Origin of the sequence: Curtobacterium sp. AG1037, from assembly GCF_003349855.1 — a bacterium.
GTDB lineage: Bacteria > Actinomycetota > Actinomycetes > Actinomycetales > Microbacteriaceae > Curtobacterium > Curtobacterium citreum.
Map to the genome: position 1 here is coordinate 1 of NZ_QQAO01000010.1, position 15,474 is coordinate 15,474.

General features: G+C 71.6%; 12 protein-coding genes. 7 read left to right on the plus strand and 5 right to left on the minus strand.

Annotation, left to right across the window (positions count from 1 at the left end):
• Nucleotides 1-276: 276 nt before the first annotated feature.
• A complete protein-coding gene (locus tag DEU32_RS13520) occupies nucleotides 277-990 on the minus strand; it encodes a DUF4191 family protein (RefSeq protein WP_058741321.1) in 714 nt (237 codons plus the stop codon).
• 127 nt (nucleotides 991-1,117) lie between these two features.
• Here DEU32_RS13520 and DEU32_RS13525 point away from each other — a divergent pair, with 127 nt between their 5' ends.
• Nucleotides 1,118-1,963, plus strand: coding sequence for a hypothetical protein (locus tag DEU32_RS13525; RefSeq protein ID WP_147281476.1), 846 nt, complete (start codon nucleotides 1,118-1,120; stop codon nucleotides 1,961-1,963).
• Nucleotides 1,964-2,101: 138 nt separating this feature from the next.
• Here the strand turns inward: DEU32_RS13525 and sucB are convergent, their stop codons facing one another.
• From sucB to DEU32_RS13540, 3 genes are all read right to left on the minus strand, one after another.
• Complete coding sequence (sucB, locus tag DEU32_RS13530) at nucleotides 2,102-3,610, minus strand: 2-oxoglutarate dehydrogenase, E2 component, dihydrolipoamide succinyltransferase (RefSeq protein ID WP_114851019.1); 1,509 nt, start codon at nucleotides 3,608-3,610, stop codon at nucleotides 2,102-2,104.
• Between the two features lie 72 nt (nucleotides 3,611-3,682).
• Nucleotides 3,683-5,056, minus strand: a complete 1,374-nt coding sequence (gene lpdA, locus DEU32_RS13535) for a dihydrolipoyl dehydrogenase (protein ID WP_114851020.1) — start codon at nucleotides 5,054-5,056, stop codon at nucleotides 3,683-3,685.
• A gap of 153 nt (nucleotides 5,057-5,209) precedes the next feature.
• Nucleotides 5,210-6,691, minus strand: a complete 1,482-nt coding sequence (locus DEU32_RS13540; RefSeq protein ID WP_114851021.1) for a leucyl aminopeptidase — start codon at nucleotides 6,689-6,691, stop codon at nucleotides 5,210-5,212.
• A gap of 84 nt (nucleotides 6,692-6,775) precedes the next feature.
• On the opposite strand from DEU32_RS13540, the gene DEU32_RS13545 reads away from it, so the two are divergent.
• From DEU32_RS13545 to DEU32_RS13565, 5 genes are all read left to right on the plus strand, one after another.
• Entirely contained in the window at nucleotides 6,776-7,699 is a 924-nt protein-coding gene (locus tag DEU32_RS13545) for a proteasome assembly chaperone family protein (protein WP_395858328.1), read from the plus strand.
• A 181-nt stretch (nucleotides 7,700-7,880) separates the two neighbouring features.
• Entirely contained in the window at nucleotides 7,881-9,206 is a 1,326-nt protein-coding gene (locus tag DEU32_RS13550) for a nitrate/nitrite transporter (RefSeq protein WP_114851023.1), read from the plus strand.
• Nucleotides 9,207-9,398: 192 nt separating this feature from the next.
• Nucleotides 9,399-10,697 carry an RNA polymerase sigma factor gene (locus DEU32_RS13555; protein WP_114851024.1) on the plus strand — a complete coding sequence of 433 codons (1,299 nt, stop codon included), beginning with the start codon at nucleotides 9,399-9,401 and terminating at the stop codon, nucleotides 10,695-10,697.
• 4 nt (nucleotides 10,698-10,701) lie between these two features.
• Nucleotides 10,702-11,961 (plus strand): MurT ligase domain-containing protein, encoded by a 1,260-nt coding sequence (locus DEU32_RS13560; RefSeq protein ID WP_114851025.1) that lies wholly within the window; start codon nucleotides 10,702-10,704, stop codon nucleotides 11,959-11,961.
• A complete protein-coding gene (locus tag DEU32_RS13565; RefSeq protein ID WP_114851026.1) occupies nucleotides 11,958-12,731 on the plus strand; it encodes a type 1 glutamine amidotransferase in 774 nt (257 codons plus the stop codon). The genes DEU32_RS13560 and DEU32_RS13565 overlap by 4 nt, the downstream gene beginning before the upstream one ends.
• A gap of 74 nt (nucleotides 12,732-12,805) precedes the next feature.
• On the opposite strand, the gene DEU32_RS13570 is transcribed toward DEU32_RS13565, so the two are convergent.
• The gene (locus DEU32_RS13570; protein ID WP_058742508.1) at nucleotides 12,806-13,030 is read right to left on the minus strand and encodes a hypothetical protein; all 225 of its coding nucleotides are present in this window, start codon (nucleotides 13,028-13,030) and stop codon (nucleotides 12,806-12,808) included.
• A gap of 179 nt (nucleotides 13,031-13,209) precedes the next feature.
• Here DEU32_RS13570 and DEU32_RS13575 point away from each other — a divergent pair, with 179 nt between their 5' ends.
• Complete coding sequence (locus DEU32_RS13575; RefSeq protein ID WP_114851027.1) at nucleotides 13,210-15,327, plus strand: type IIA DNA topoisomerase subunit B; 2,118 nt, start codon at nucleotides 13,210-13,212, stop codon at nucleotides 15,325-15,327.
• The last annotated feature ends 147 nt before the right edge of the window (nucleotides 15,328-15,474 follow it).

Consider the following 15,474-nt stretch of genomic DNA (forward strand, 5'->3'; position numbering starts at 1 on the left):
CCAGACCCTCGACTGGGACAGCCCAGCCGAGGCCCTGACCCGACTACTCTCAGAACCCCAACAAGGCGGTGTTGCAACCACCCCCTGAAACCGCCACGGGCGACCCGACGGTTCCTGCTCCATCGACGGCGCACCCGAGCCCTGGGCCGGTGCACATGACGGAGCCGGCCGGGCCCGCGCCGCCCGCCCGTCCCAGCGCTCGGCACGACGAAGGCCCCCGACCTGGCACGGTCGGGGGCCTTCGCACCTCCGGAGGACCGGGGGAGCCGGGGTCGATCAGCGCGGACGACCCGCGCGGGCCTTCATCGGGTCCATGCCCTTGGGGATCGCCGACGCCGGGCTGTGCGTCAGGGAGTCGAGACGGTTCGCGACCGCAAGGACCTCGTTGCGGTTGAGCGCCTTCTTGTACTTGTTCATCGCACGCGGCAGCTTGTGGAGTGTCACACCGTCCGCGTCGTCGTCGACGTGGACCACGTGCACGGGGACGTTCGGGACGATGCGCTGGACCTTCCGGCGCTCCTCCTCCACCTGGCGCTTGAGGTTGCCGCGCTGCCCCTCGGTGATCAGGACGACACCGGGGGTGCCGACGGCACGGTAGACCGCGGCCTGCGACCGGCCGTGCACCGCGACGGGCATCTCGCTCGAACGCCACTGCCGACGGAGCGAGTTCGAGAGCACCGCGCCGACCGCGCCGGGCTGCCCGGCGATCTGCGAGTACGCGGCGCGCTCGGCGAGACGGCCGAGGACGATCAGGAAGAGCAGCACACCCAGCAGGACGCCCGCGACGATCCACAGCGTGACCGCGAGCCAGTTCTGGCCGGGGAGCAGGAGGGCGAGCAGGACGCCCAGCACGACGGGGCCGACGAAGGCGAGGAGGAACCACCACACCGACTTCGGGTCTGCCCGGCGGGTCATGGTGAAGACCTGGTACATCTGCTTGAGACGACCCGGCTCCTTCGCCGTCGTACCTTGAGAACTGCTGCGTGCCATGCGACCAGGATACGGCCTGCGCCACCACCCGCAGACCGCGGACGGTCAGGCTGTGGGCGAACGGTTCCGTCCACAGGTGGGCAGCATCGGACTGGAGGCACGCCCCGTCTCCGCCACGCTCGTCACCATGACGAAGCCCTCGACGCCCGCTGCGGGTCCGGCGACCACGGCGGAGACCGACCGCTGGTGCGGTTCCGTGGACCCGACCGCCTTCGCCCGCTGGCTCGCGGACCGCGCCGTCGGCGCCGGACCGCACCTCGCACCCGTCGTCGCGGTCGGACGCTGTCCCGCCGGACACCTGGCGGCCCGGGTCCTCCGCCCGGCGGCGCTCCCGTTGGACCGGGCGTTCGAGGAGCTCGGCGTCCCGACGAGCGGCGTCGCGGTCACCGTCTCGGTGCCGTTGCTCGAGCTCGCCGCGACCGCCCGTGCCGGCGCCCTCGAGCTCGGGGCGTTGGGTCCGGACGACGTCGGGCTGGACGACGCCGGTGCCGTGCTCGTGGTCGACCGCCCGCCGGGGGCGGCCCGGTGCTGCGGGGACGAGTCCGACGCGGAGCCGTTGCACGGGCGCCGGTCGGATCCGGACGGGCCACGGCAGCTCGTGCTCGCGGCCCGGACGGTCTGGGACCGTGTCGACGCGCAGGACCCGGCTCGTGGCGTCGTCGACCCCCTGCTGGACGGGGTCGTCGACGCCGATGGTCCCACGCTCCGGTCCGTCGTCGAGCAGGTCCTCGGCGCAGCGGCACCCCGCCCGGTGCGCTGGGCGCGAGGGACCCCGGCCGTTGCCGACCTCGAGTTCGCCGCCGCGCCGCCGGCACCTGTCGACGAACCGCTCGACCGGGTGCTCCGGGTGGTGCGCACGGTGCTCGAACAGGGCGTCCCGGTCGGTCGAGGTCGGCGGATCGGACTGCGCCGCGTGGTCGTCGGGGTCGCCGTCGCGAGCGGCCTCGTCGCCGTCGCGGTCGCCCTCGGCTGACCGCACCGCACCCTCGGCAGCGGCCCGCGCACGGGTGGCGGCTCAGGTGAACCGGAACGGCCCCGGTCCCACGAGGGGACCGGGGCCGTCGGGCCTGCTGGTCAGGGCCGCTGATCGGGCGCTCCCGACCAGGCGGCGTCAGTAGCCGAGGTTCGGGGCGAAGTTGCCCTCCTCGAGGCGGTTCTTCACCGCGACGAGGTACCGCGAGGCGTCCGCACCGTCGATGATGCGGTGGTCGTACGACAGCGCCAGGTAGACGAACGAGCGGATGGCGATGGCCTCCTGGCCGTCGACCTTCACGACCGCCGGACGCTTCGTCACGATGCCCGTGCCGAGGATCGCCGACTGGGGCAGGAACACGACCGGGGTGTCGAACAGGGCGCCGCGCGAACCGGTGTTGGTCAGCGTGAACGTCCCGCCGGCCAGCTCGTCGGGCTTGAGCTGGTTGTTGCGGGTGCGCTCGGCCAGGTCCGCGATCGACTGCGAGAACTGCGCCAGGTTCAGCGACGCGGCGTCCTTGATGACCGGGGTCAGCAGGCCACGCTCGGTGTCCACCGCGATCGAGACGTTCTCGGTGTCCGGGTAGACGATCTCGTCGCCTTCCACGGTCGAGTTGATCTTCGGGTGGGCCTTGAGCGCTTCGGACGCCGCGAGGGCGAAGAACGGCATGAAGCTGAGCTTCGAGCCGGTCTTCTCGAGGAACTCGGCCTTGTGCGCGTCGCGGAACTGCGCGACCTTCGTCACGTCGACCTCGACGACGCTCGTGAGCTGTGCGGTCGAGGTCATCGACTGCACGGCACGCTCGGCGACGACCTTGCGCAGGCGCGTCATCTTCTCGCGGGTCCCGCGCAGCGGCGAGGTCTCCGCGACGAACGGACCGCTCGGGGCAGCAGCGGCCCCACCGGCCGGTGCGGCCGACGACTTCGCCTGCTCGGCGGCGGCGAGGACGTCCTCCTTGCGGATGCGTCCGCCGACCCCGGAGCCGGAGATCGTCGACAGGTCGACGCCCTGCTCGTTGGCGAGCTTGCGGACCAGCGGGGTGACGTAGACCAAGGCCGCGCCGTCCTGCGTGGGCTGCGGCACCGACGCGGACGCGGCAGCACCGGTCGGGGCGGCGGCGGGAGCGGGCGCGGCTGCCGGAGCGGGCACCGCTGCCGGGACGGCGGCGGGCGGCGGGACCGGGGCGGCCTGCGGCACCGGCGCGGCGGCCGGGGGAGCGGACGGCGCCTGCGGAGCAGCCGGCTGGGTCTGACCGTTCTCGGTCGGGTCCGGACGCTGGGGCTCGGGGGCCTTGGCCTCTTCCGGCTGCTCGGTGCTCGGCGCGGTCTCCGGCTCGGTCGCCTCGGCGGCGGCCTCGTCGGAACCCTGCGAGCCCTCGGCGTCGCCGGAACCGGAGTCACCGGTGCCCGAGCCGTCGCCGATCTTCACCAGGGCGGTGCCGACCTCGACGGTCTCGTCCTCCTGGACCAGGATCTCCTCCACGACGCCGGCGACGGGCGACGGGATCTCGGTGTCGACCTTGTCGGTCGAGACCTCGAGCAGCGGCTCGTCGACCTCGACGCGGTCACCGACGTTCTTCAGCCATCGGGTGACCGTGCCCTCGGTGACGCTCTCGCCGAGCGCCGGGAGGTTGACGGATTCGCTCATCGGGTGGGCTCCTGTTCGCGGATTGCTGTGGTGGTGGTTGTCATTGTCTCGGTGCGCACGTCGACGTGTCCGTCAGAGCGCGTGCAGCGGCTTGCCCGCGAGGTGGAGGAAGGCCTCGCCGAGCGCCTCGTTCTGCGTCGGGTGGGCGTGCACCAGGGGAGCGATGTCCTCCGGGTAGGCCTCCCAGTTCACCGCGAGCTGCGCTTCGCCGATGAGCTCGCCGACGCGGGCGCCGATCATGCTGACGCCGACGACCGGCCCGTCGACGACCCGGACGACCTTGACGGCGCCGGACGTCCCGATGATGTGGCTGCGGCCGTTGCCGGCGAGGTTGTACTCGTACGTGTCGATCTTGTCGGCGCCGTACTGTTCCTCGGCCTTGGGCTGGGAGAGCCCGACCGACGCGACCTCGGGGTCGGAGTAGGTGACCTTCGGGATGTTCGTGTCCGAGATGACGACCGGGTTCAGGCCCGCGATCTCCTCGGCGACGAAGATGCCCTGCTGGAAGCCGCGGTGTGCGAGCTGCAGGCCGGGGACGATGTCGCCGACGGCGTAGACGTTCGGCAGGTTGGTCGCGAGGCGCTCGTTCGTGGTGACGAACCCGCGGTCCATCGCGACGCCGACCTCGTCGAAGCCCATGTTCTGGGTGAGCGGGCCACGGCCGACCGCGACGAGCAGGACGTCACCCTCGAAGGTCTTGCCGTCCTCGAGCGTCACGACGACGCCGTTCTCGTGCTGCTCGACGCCCTGGAAGCGGATCCCGAGCGAGAACTCGATGCCGCGCTTGCGGAACGCGCGCTCGAGCTGCTTCGACATCGACTCGTCCTCGGCCGGGATCAGGTGGGGCAGGCCCTCGACGATCGTGACCTCGGCACCGAAGGACTTCCACACGCTGGCGAACTCGACGCCGATCACGCCGCCGCCGAGGATGACGACCTTGTTCGGCACGTAGTCCATCTTGAGCGCGGTCTCGGACGTGATGACGCGGCCGCCGATCTCGAGCCCGGGCAGGGACTTCGAGTACGACCCCGTCGCGAGCACGACGTTCTTGCCGGTGACGGTCTGGTCGCCGACCTGAACGGTGTTCTGCGAGGTCAGGCGGCCCCAGCCCTCGACGACCGTGATGCCGCGGGCCTTGACGAGCCCCTGCAGGCCCTTGTACTTGGAGCTGATGACGCCCTGCTGGTACTCGATGACCTTGGGCACCTCGACGCCGGCGAACTCGGCGACGACGCCGTACTTGTCCGCTTCGCGCGTGGCGTCCGCGACCTCGGCGGCGTGCAGCAGCGCCTTGGTCGGGATGCAGCCGCGGTGCAGGCAGGTGCCCCCGAGCTTGTCTCCCTCGATGAGCGCGACGCTCATGCCGAGCTCAGCGGCCCGGAGCGCAGCGGCGTAACCACCACTGCCGCCACCGAGGACCACGACGTCGTAAGTCTGTTCCGTCACCTGGTGCAACTCCCTCGTGCGTGTCGAGGTCCTGGTCGGACCCCACTGGACACCGCGGCGGCGGCGTCCGACGGTCGGACCGCATGGTTCCGGTCCCGTCCCGCTGGTTCCGGCGGGGGCGCGTCGGTGCGCTGCCCCGCCGGGACCAACCTACTACTTGGACTGCAGCTCTTCTGCGAGCCCGATGAGCGTACGGACCATGACACCGGTCGCGCCCTTGCCGAGCCAGCCGTAGCCGCCACCCTTGTGCTCGGACGGCCCCGCGATGTCGAGGTGCGCCCACGGCACGCCCTCGCCCACGAAGCGCTCGAGGAACTTGCCCGCCAGGAGCATGCCGCCCGACGGGTTGCCCACTGTGGCGTTGACCATGTCGGCCACGTCGCTCGCGAGCCGGGCGTCGAGCTCCTCGGGAAGGGGCATCGGCCAGATCGGCTCGGCGACTGCGTCCGCGACCGCGCGGACCCGTGCGACCAGGTCGTCGCTGCCCATCAGACCGGTGGTCCGGTCGCCGAGCGCGACGACCTGCGCGCCGGTCAGGGTCGCGACGTCGACCATCGCGTCGGGCTGCTCGAGCGACGCCGCGGCCATGCCGTCGCCGAGGACGAGCCGGCCCTCGGCGTCGGTGTTCGTCACCTCCACCGTCTTGCCGTTCTTCAGCGTCAGCACGTCGCCGGGGCGGGTCGCGGAGCCCGACGGCATGTTCTCGGCGAGGCACAGCCAGGCCGTGACGCGCGTGTCGAGTCCGAGTCGCGCGGCGGCGACGGTCGCGGCGAGGACGGTCGCGGCGCCGGCCATGTCGGTCTTCATGCCAAGCATCGACGCGGCGGGCTTGAGCGACAGGCCGCCCGTGTCGAACGTGATGCCCTTGCCGACGAGCGCGAGGTGCTTCGTCGCGGCGGCGGGCTCGTAGCGCACGACGACGAGCCGCGGCGGACGCTCCGAGCCGCGGCCGACGCCCAGGATGCCGCCGAAGCCCTGCTCCTCGAGCGCGTGCTCGTCGAGGACCTCGACGGTCAGCGGGAGCCCCTCGGCCTGGGCGACGGCGACGTCGGCCAGGTCGGCGGGACCGAGGTCGCCCGCGGCGGTGTTCACGAGGTCGCGCACGAGCGCGGCGGCGTCGGCGACGATCGCGGGGCGGACGGTGGCGTCGGCGGGCAGGTCGGCAGGGGAGACGACCTCGATGCGCTGGTCGCCGCGGGTCGGGCCGGTCGTGCCGGCGCCCTTGTGCCGGGTGAACGCGTAGGCGCCGAGCGCCGCACCCTCGAGCGCCGCGGCGACGAGCTCTGAGGAGTCGGTCGGCAGCGCGAGGGCGATCGCGTCGACGTTCGGGAGCTGTCGGACGGCGCTGCCGGCGGCGGTCCGGATCGCGGCTGCGTCGACGGTCGAGCCGAGGCCGACGAGGGCGACGCCCGCGGCCGCGACGCCGGTGCCGGGCAGACGGACGAGCTGGTCCTTGGCGCCGGTCGCACCGACGGTGGTCAGGTCGAGGTCGGCGAGGGCGTCGACCGTCCCCGCAGCGCTCGGCGCGAGGGTGGGGGAGCCGCCGTCCTTGCCGGGCAGGACCCCGAGGACGAGGACGTCGGCGGAGACGTCGGACGGGGCGGTGGAGGTGGTGGAGAGCGTCGGTCGGACCATGACGCCAGCCTATCCAGCGCCTGTTCGCCGACAGCGTGGCCGTGGACGACGGGGCCGTCGGGGGTCCCGCCTAGCATGGGGACGGTGAACCACCCCGAGGACCTGTACACCGTCGCCGCGGCCGCTCCGACCGTCCCGGCGGGACTGCACCTCGTCGCCGGACTGACCGGGTTCGTCGACGCCGGCGGCGCCGTCGCGCAGGTCGCGTCCTCGATCCTCGACGGTCTCGAGCACGAGCTCGTCGCGGAGTTCGACCCGGACGCGCTCCTCGACTGGCGCGCCCGACGACCGGTGATCACCTTCGAGCAGGACCACATCACGGCGATCGACCCGCCGCGACTCGTGCTGTACCTGGTCCGCGACGAGCTCGGGCAGCCGTTCCTCTTCCTCACGGGCTACGAGCCCGACTTCCAGTGGAACCGCTTCGTCCGAGCGGTGACCGAACTGGCCGACCGCCTGCAGGTCGCCGACACCACGTGGCTGCAGTCCATCCCGATGCCCGTCCCGCACACGCGCCCGATCAGCCTCACGGTGTCGGGCACCCGGAAGGACCTCGTCGAGCAGATGAGCGTCTGGAAGCCCGAGACCCAGGCGCCGGCGAACGTGCTGCACCTGGTAGAGCACCGCCTCGCCGAGTCCGGCGCGCAGGTCACCGGACTCGTCCTGCTCGTGCCGCACTACCTGGGCGACACCGAGTTCCCGGACGCCGCGGTCGCCGGCCTGTCGGCCGTCTCGGCCGCGACCGGGCTCATCTTCGCCACCGACGCGCTCCGCGAGTCCGGTCGCGAGTTCCTCGCCCGCGTCGACGAGCAGGTCGCCGGCAACGCCGAGCTGCAGCGGCTCGTCGCCGTGCTCGAGGAGCGGCACGACACCTACATGGAGGGCAACCCCGTCGCGTCGCCGCTGACGAACGTCGACGGCGAGGTCCCGACCGCGGACGCGATCGCGGCCGAGCTCGAGCGCTTCCTGGCGGACCGCCGCTCCGAGGGTGACGCCGCATCTGACTGACACCATCGACCGACGTAGCGTCCGCGCCACACCGCGACGCTCCGCCGCACGCACCGCCGGCGCGGCGGCGCGCGACCATCTCGTGACGGGACGGACGGGAGGCTCCTCCACAGCCCGCCCCGCGCCTCCCGTCCTCCGCGACGCGTGTCGGGCAGTCCCGCGCCGTCGCTAGCCTGGAGCGGTGAACTCCCGTCGTGCCTTCCTCGTGTGGGGCGTCGCGGTGCTCGCCTACGTCCTCGCCGTCGTGCAGCGCTCGTCGCTCGGCGTGTCGGGCGTCGACGCGCAGGACCGCTTCGCCGTCTCCGCCGCGGTCCTGTCGACGCTCGCGGTCGTGCAGATCGCGGTCTACGCCGGCCTGCAGATCCCCGTGGGCATCGCGCTGGACCGCGTCGGCCCCCGCAAGCTCGTGCTGCTCGGCGCCGCGCTCCTCGTCGTGGGGCAGGCCGTCGTCGCGTTCTCGCCGACGATCGTTCCGGCGATCGCGGGCCGGGTGCTCGTCGGGGCGGGGGACGCCATGACCTTCATCTCCGTGATCCGCCTCGTGCCGATGTGGTTCAGCGGGCGGATCCTGCCGCAGATCTCGCAGTGGACCGGCAACCTCGGGCAGGTCGGCCAGATCCTGTCGGCGTTCCCCTTCGCCGTCCTCCTGCACACCGCTGGCTGGACCCCGGCGTTCGGCGTGGCCGCGGCGGCGAGCCTGGTCGGACTGCTCCTGGCGGTGGTCTTCGTCCGGAACGGCCCGGTCCCGGTACGCACCGACACCATCCCGTTGGCGCTCCCGCACTCCTGGCGCGGCGCGTTCCACACCTTCGGCCACGCCCTCCGTCGCCCGGGCACCCAGCTCGGCTTCTGGTCGCACTACGTGACGCAGTCGTCCGGCACGGTGTTCTCGCTGCTCTGGGGCGTCCCGATGCTCCGCGGGCTCGGCTACACCCCGTCCGAGGCCGCGACGTTCCTGACGGTGATCGTCGTCGTGGGCTTCGTCGCCGGACCGGTCCTCGGGGTGCTGTGCGCCCGGTTCCCGCTCCGCCGGTCGAACCTCGTGCTCGGCATCGTCGCCGCGCTCGCCCTGGTCTGGACGGCCGTGCTCCTGTGGCCCGGGCACCCGCCGACCTGGCTGCTCGTCCTGCTCGTCGTCGCGATGGGGGTCGGCGGTCCCGGCTCGCTCATCGGCTTCGACTTCGCGCGCAGCTTCAACCCCGTCGGCTCCCTCGGCTCCGCGAACGGGGTCGTCAACGTCGGCGGCTTCCTCGCGGCCTTCGTGATGATGTTCCTCATCGGCACGCTCCTCGACGTCGTGTCGGGTGCGACCGGGCGGACGGTGTTCGCGTGGGAGAACTTCCGGATCGCGCTCACCGTGCAGTACGTCGTGGTGGGGATCGGCGTCGGCATGCTCCTGCACGCCCGTCGCCGCACCCGCCGGGAGATGCACGCCCAGGACGGAATACGGGTCGGGCCCCTCTGGGTTGCACTGGTTGCACGCCTGCGGAAGAAGGCCGTGCAATAATGAAGGTCGGACCCATCAGGGCCCCTCGCCTCCGCGCAGCTCCCGAGCTGCGCAGAAGTCGGGGGACTTGACATGGGTCCTCGTGCTGCCCGGAACGGTAGGACCTGACGACGCGCACGACCGCGGCGCAGGCCCTGGGCGGCGAGGGAGGCCACGACCCCACGAACGTGGCACGACGAGAGAGGTGATCGCATGGCTGCCCGGAGCACGACGATCGATCCCACGAAGGACACCGAGCCCGAGGGCGTCACGGCGGACGACGCCGCGGGCGCCGAGGCCGAGGGGACGGCCGCGCCGAAGAAGCGCGCCACCACCGCGAAGAAGGCCCCCGCGAAGAAGGCCGCACCGAAGAAGACCGCCGGCCGCGCGAAGAAGAAGGCCGACGACGACGAGGACGTCGAGGACGAGGGCGTCGAGCCGACGGACGAGGTCACCGACGACACCGAGACGGACGAGCCGGAGGGCGACGCGGAGGACAAGACCGCGAAGCCGGACGCCGCCGCTGCCGTGGCCGCCGGTGCGCTCGTCATCTCGCAGTCCGACGACGACGAGGCCCCGGTCTACTCGACCACCATCACGGGTGCCACCGCCGACCCGGTGAAGGACTACCTCAAGCAGATCGGCAAGGTCGCCCTGCTCAACGCCGAGCAGGAGGTCGAGCTCGCGATGCGCATCGAGGCCGGCCTGTTCGCCGAGGACAAGCTGCAGCACACCACCGGCCTGTCCAAGCCCGAGGAGCGCGAGCTCCGCTGGGTGACCCGGGACGGCCAGCGCGCGAAGAGCCACCTGCTCGGCGCGAACCTCCGCCTGGTCGTCTCGCTCGCCAAGCGTTACACCGGCCGCGGCATGCAGTTCCTGGACCTCATCCAGGAGGGCAACCTGGGCCTGATCCGTGCGGTCGAGAAGTTCGACTACACCAAGGGCTTCAAGTTCTCGACGTACGCCACCTGGTGGATCCGTCAGGCGATCACCCGCGCGATGGCCGACCAGGCCCGCACCATCCGCATCCCGGTGCACATGGTCGAGGTCATCAACAAGCTGGCCCGTGTGCAGCGCCAGATGCTGCAGGACCTCGGGCGCGAGCCCACCCCGGAAGAGCTCGCCCGCGAGCTCGACATGACCCCGGAGAAGGTCGTCGAGGTCCAGAAGTACGGCCGCGAGCCGATCTCGCTGCACACGCCCCTGGGCGAGGACGGCGACTCGGAGTTCGGTGACCTCATCGAGGACACCGAGGCGGTCGTCCCGGCGGACGCGGTCGGGTTCACGATGCTGCAGAAGCAGCTCGAGAGCCTGCTCGACTCCCTCTCCGAGCGCGAGGCCGGCGTCATCCGCATGCGCTTCGGCCTGGGTGACGGTCAGCCGAAGACCCTCGACCAGATCGGTGACACGTTCGGCGTGACGCGTGAGCGCATCCGTCAGATCGAGTCCAAGACGATGGCGAAGCTCCGTCACCCGTCCCGTTCGCAGTCGCTCCGCGACTACCTCGAGTAGGCCGATGCGCTTCCTCATCCCGATCCTGGTCGGGCGGATCCTCCGCGCCCTCGCCCGTGCGCGGGGCGGCGGGTCCGCCTACCCGGGCTACATCGTCCTGAAGCTCGTGCCGGACTTCCTGCAGCACGTCACGAAGCAGTTCCCGAACGGCGTCGTCTTCGTGCTCGGCTCGAACGGCAAGTCCACGACGACGCACATGATCTCGGACATCGTCCGGGCGCACGGGCTCCGCGTGTTCACGAACCCGTCCGGCGCGAACCTGCCGCAGGGCATCGCCTCCGCGCTCCTGTCCGAGGTGTCGCTGACCGGCCGGCTGAAGGCCGACATCGGCATCCTCGAGGTCGACGAGGCGTTCGCGGTCGAGCTCGCCGGCATCCTGTCGCCGTCCACGGTGACGATGCTCAACGTCCAGGTCGACCAGCTCTACCGGTTCTTCGAGACCGAGCGCGTCGCGACGATGATGCTCGACACGGCGGCGCTGGCGTCCGCGAACGTCATCACCAACCGTGACGACCAGTTCCTCGACGCCTACGCGGCGCGGACCGGGCAGCGGGTGCTGCGCTTCGGTGCGAGCACCGAGGTGGTCGCCGCCGCGCCGAACGGCCTGCAGAACGCCGACGACTTCGATCGGACCGACGGCGAGCCGAACCCGGCCGAGTCCGAGGTCGTCGCGAACACCGGCGACGGTGCGACGATCCGCTTCGAGGGCACCGACGTCCCGGTGCGCCTGCCCGCGCGTGGCCTGCACTACGCGGTCGACGCGGCCGCAGCGACCGCGACGGCCAGTGCCGCGCTCGGAGCGCAGTTCCGCCCGGACGCGGTGACGAAGGCGTTCGGCACGATGAAGCCCGCGTACGGCCGTGGCGAACGCCTGCCGATCGCCGGGGAGTCCGCCGAGTTCACGATGTTCAAGAACGCCGCGAGCCTGCAGCTCAACCTCGACGCCCTGCCCGCGCACCCGGAACAGGTGCTCATGGCGATCGACGAGGGCACGCCGGACATCTCCTGGATCTACGACATCGACTTCTCGAACCTCGACCACGTCGACGTCGTGTCCGGCGACAAGGCGTGGCAGATCGCGATCGCGCTCGAGCACGCCGGAGTCCGCATCGGCCGGGTCGAGCCCGACGTCGAGGCCGCGATCAAGCTCATGCAGGGCCTCGGTGCGACGACGAGCGGCACGAAGAACTTCATCGTCAACTACGAGATCATGATGATCGCCCGCAAGGCCCTCGGCCACGGCGACATGGAGAAGACGGCATGACCGCCGACCGGTTGACCATCCTGCACGTGTACCCGCGCCAGATGGGCGTCTCGGGTGACCGCGGCAACGTCGCGGCGCTCGTGCGTCGAGCCGCGGCCGCCGGCCTGGACACCGAGGTCGTCGAGTACGCCCCGGGCGGTGCCCTGCCCACGGCGGCGGACGTCGTCGTGGTCGGCAACGGCCCGCTGAGCGCCATGCGGTCGCTCGGCGCGGACGTCGCACGCATCGGCGCCCCGCTCCGTGACCTCGCCGGGTCCGGCGTCCCGATCGTCGCCGTCGGCGGTGGCTTCGACCTCGCGACGAACGAGGTGGTCCCGACCGAGGGCGCTCCGGTGGCCGGCTTCGGCGTCTTCGACGCCCGCGCGGTCCGCGGCGCGGAGCGGCGCGTCAACTACTTCGTGCTCGAGACGCGCTACCCGCTGCTCGGCGGGGCCGCGACCCGCATCGCGGGGTTCGAGGACCACGCGACCCGCATCGAGCTCGCCGCGGGGGTGACGCCCTTCGCGGACGTCGTCTCTGGCGGCGGCAACCAGGCCGGATCGCCGGTCGAGGGCGCGATCGTCGGGACGTCGTTCGGCACGCACACCCAGGGGCCGATCCTGCCCCTCAACCCGCAGCTGACCGACGCCGTGCTCGCTGCCGCGACTGCCCGCGTCGGACGGGAGTACACGCCGGACGCGGCGCGGACCGAGACGGTCGACCGGTACGCGCGCGAAGCGCGCGCGACCATCGACCGCTACGTCGACAAGGCGTTCAAGCGCATCGCCTGATCGGCGACCGGACGACGGACGGGAGGCGCGGTGCCAGCTGGCACCGCGCCTCCCGTCCGCTGTGTGGTCGGCTGCTACTTCGACTCGTAGAGCCGGCTGCTCTCGTCGTGCCACTCGATCGCGGTGGCCGCGAGCTTGTCCTTGAACTCCGCACCGTGGTGCGCGCAGAAGTACAGCTCGCCGCTCGCCATGGTGGCGCGGATGTAGGCCTGCGCTCCGCAGCTGTCGCAACGGTCCACCGCGGTGAGCTGGTGGCTGGTGGTCTCGTCGATGGAGAGGTCGTGCACGGTCTGGGTCATTGCTGTGCTCCTCACGGATCGCAGGTGGTGCCGGTTGGTCCACCTATTTGAACACGCGGTGGCTGGGAGTCGTGCACCCCGCGCACGCGGTTTCGCTCACCGCGGACCGGATGTCCCCAGTCCGAGGCGCGCCGCTCGCCCGAGCCGAGGCTGTCGGCGCCCGTCGGTACGATCGGGAGGTGAGCTCCGACTACTCCGCGCGCCATCTCTCCGTCCTCGAGGGGCTCGAGGCGGTCCGGAAGCGACCGGGCATGTACATCGGCTCGACGGACTCCCGTGGCCTCATGCACTGCCTGTGGGAGATCATCGACAACTCGGTCGACGAAGCCCTCGCCGGGCACGGCGACGAGATCGGCGTCGTGCTGCACGCCGACGGTTCGGTCGAGGTCCGGGACACCGCACGGGGGATCCCCGTGGACGTCGAGCCGAAGACCGGCCTGACCGGGGTCGAGGTCGTGTTCACGAAGCTGCACGCCGGCGGCAAGTTCGGCTCGGGGTCGTACGCGGCCTCCGGAGGCCTGCACGGTGTCGGTGCCTCGGTCGTCAACGCCCTGTCCGAGCGGCTCGACGTCGAGGTCGACCGCGGTGGCAAGACGTACGCCATGTCCTTCCACCGTGGCGAGCCGGGCACCTTCGCGGGCGACGGCCCCGACGCGCCGTTCTCGCCGTTCACCTCGGGCAGCGAGCTCCGCGTGGTGGGCAAGGTCAAGCGTGGGGTCACCGGCTCGCGCATCCGGTACTGGGCGGACCGCCAGATCTTCACGCCCGACGCGAAGTTCAGTACGTCCGACCTGGTGAGCCGGGCGCGTCAGACCGCGTTCCTCGTGCCCGGCCTGGGCATCACGATCACCGACGAGCGCGCCGCGTCGATCGAGGCAGCCGCCGCGCGGGCCGAGGCGACCGGCACGACCGTGGCCGCCGGTCCGGTGGTCGAGCGCTTCCGGTACGAGGGCGGCATCAGCGAGTTCGTCGAGCACCTCGCGGTCGACACAGCCGTGACGGACGTCTGGCGGATCCAGGGCACGGGGACCTTCACCGAGACCGTCCCGATGCTCGACGACAAGGGCCACATGGTGTCCACCTCGGTCGAGCGCGCGTGCGAGGTCGACATCGCGCTCCGGTGGGGCAGCGGCTACGAGACCGTCGAGCGCAGCTTCGTGAACATCATCGCGACGCCGAAGGGCGGGACGCACCTGACCGGCTTCGAGTCCGGGCTCGTGAAGGCCGTGCGCACCCAGGTCGAGGCGAACGCGCGCAAGCTCAAGGTCGGTCAGGACAAGCTCGAGAAGGACGACGTGCTCGCGGGCCTCACCGCCGTGCTGACCGTCCGCCTGCCGGAACCGCAGTTCGAGGGCCAGACGAAGGAGGTCCTCGGCACCCCGGCGGTGCGGAAGATCGTCGACCAGGTCGTCGCGAAGCGCCTGACCGAGATCCTCACCTCGACGCAGCGGACCGAGAAGGCGCAGGCGGCGACCCTGCTCGAGAAGGTCGTCGCCGAGATGAAGACCCGCATCTCGGCCCGCGCGCACAAGGAGACCCAGCGCCGGAAGAACGCGCTCGAGAACTCCTCGCTGCCGACGAAGCTCGCCGACTGCCGCAAGCAGGACGCCGAGGGCACCGAGCTCTTCATCGTCGAGGGCGACTCCGCGCTCGGCACCGCCAAGCTCGCCCGGAACAGCGAGTACCAGGCGCTGCTGCCGATCCGGGGCAAGATCCTCAACGTGCAGAAGGCGTCCGTGTCGGACATGCTGTCGAACGCCGAGTGCGCCTCGATCATCCAGGTCATCGGCGCCGGGTCCGGCCGCTCGTTCGAGATCGACCAGGCCCGCTACGGCAAGGTCATCATCATGTCGGACGCCGACGTCGACGGCGCGCACATCCGCACGCTGCTGCTGACGCTGTTCTTCCGGTACATGCGGCCGATGATCGAGCAGGGCCGGGTGTTCGCCGCCGTGCCGCCGCTGCACCGGGTCGTCGTGGTGAACCGCGGCAAGCCGAACGACACGCTCTACACGTACTCCGAGGCCGAGCTGCAGGCCGTGCTGAAGAAGCTCGCGAAGCAGGGCAAGAAGTACCAGGAGCCGATCCAGCGGTACAAGGGCCTGGGGGAGATGGACGCCGACCAGCTCGCCGAGACGACGATGGACCGCACGCACCGGACGCTCCGGCGCGTGAACGTCACCGATGCCGAGGCCGCCGCGAAGGTCTTCGAGCTGCTGATGGGCAACGACGTGGCCCCGCGCAAGGAGTTCATCCTCGCGGGCGAGGGGCTGGACCGCGACCGTATCGACGCGTAGCGCGCGCCGGCGCGCGCCGGCGCGGAGCGCGCGCGGGGGCGCTGGCGCGCCTCTGCGACTTCACGCGCTGAGCGACATCTCACGCGGCGCGAAGGCCGTGAGGTGTCGCTCCGCGCGTGAACTCAGCGCGGCAGCGCGGCGCAGCCC

Excerpts from the sequence above, each read along its gene's own strand:
- DEU32_RS13560 (WP_114851025.1), top strand. The coding sequence starts at position 10,702 with ATGCGCTTCCTCATCCCGATCCTGGTCGGGCGGATCCTCCGCGCCCTC.
- DEU32_RS13520 (WP_058741321.1), bottom strand. The coding sequence starts at position 990 with ATGGCACGCAGCAGTTCTCAAGGTACGACGGCGAAGGAGCCGGGTCGT.
- DEU32_RS13540 (WP_114851021.1), bottom strand. The coding sequence starts at position 6,691 with ATGGTCCGACCGACGCTCTCCACCACCTCCACCGCCCCGTCCGACGTC.
- DEU32_RS13570 (WP_058742508.1), bottom strand. The coding sequence starts at position 13,030 with ATGACCCAGACCGTGCACGACCTCTCCATCGACGAGACCACCAGCCAC.
- DEU32_RS13525 (WP_147281476.1), top strand. The coding sequence starts at position 1,118 with ATGACGAAGCCCTCGACGCCCGCTGCGGGTCCGGCGACCACGGCGGAG.
- DEU32_RS13555 (WP_114851024.1), top strand. The coding sequence starts at position 9,399 with ATGGCTGCCCGGAGCACGACGATCGATCCCACGAAGGACACCGAGCCC.
- sucB (WP_114851019.1), bottom strand. The coding sequence starts at position 3,610 with ATGAGCGAATCCGTCAACCTCCCGGCGCTCGGCGAGAGCGTCACCGAG.
- DEU32_RS13565 (WP_114851026.1), top strand. The coding sequence starts at position 11,958 with ATGACCGCCGACCGGTTGACCATCCTGCACGTGTACCCGCGCCAGATG.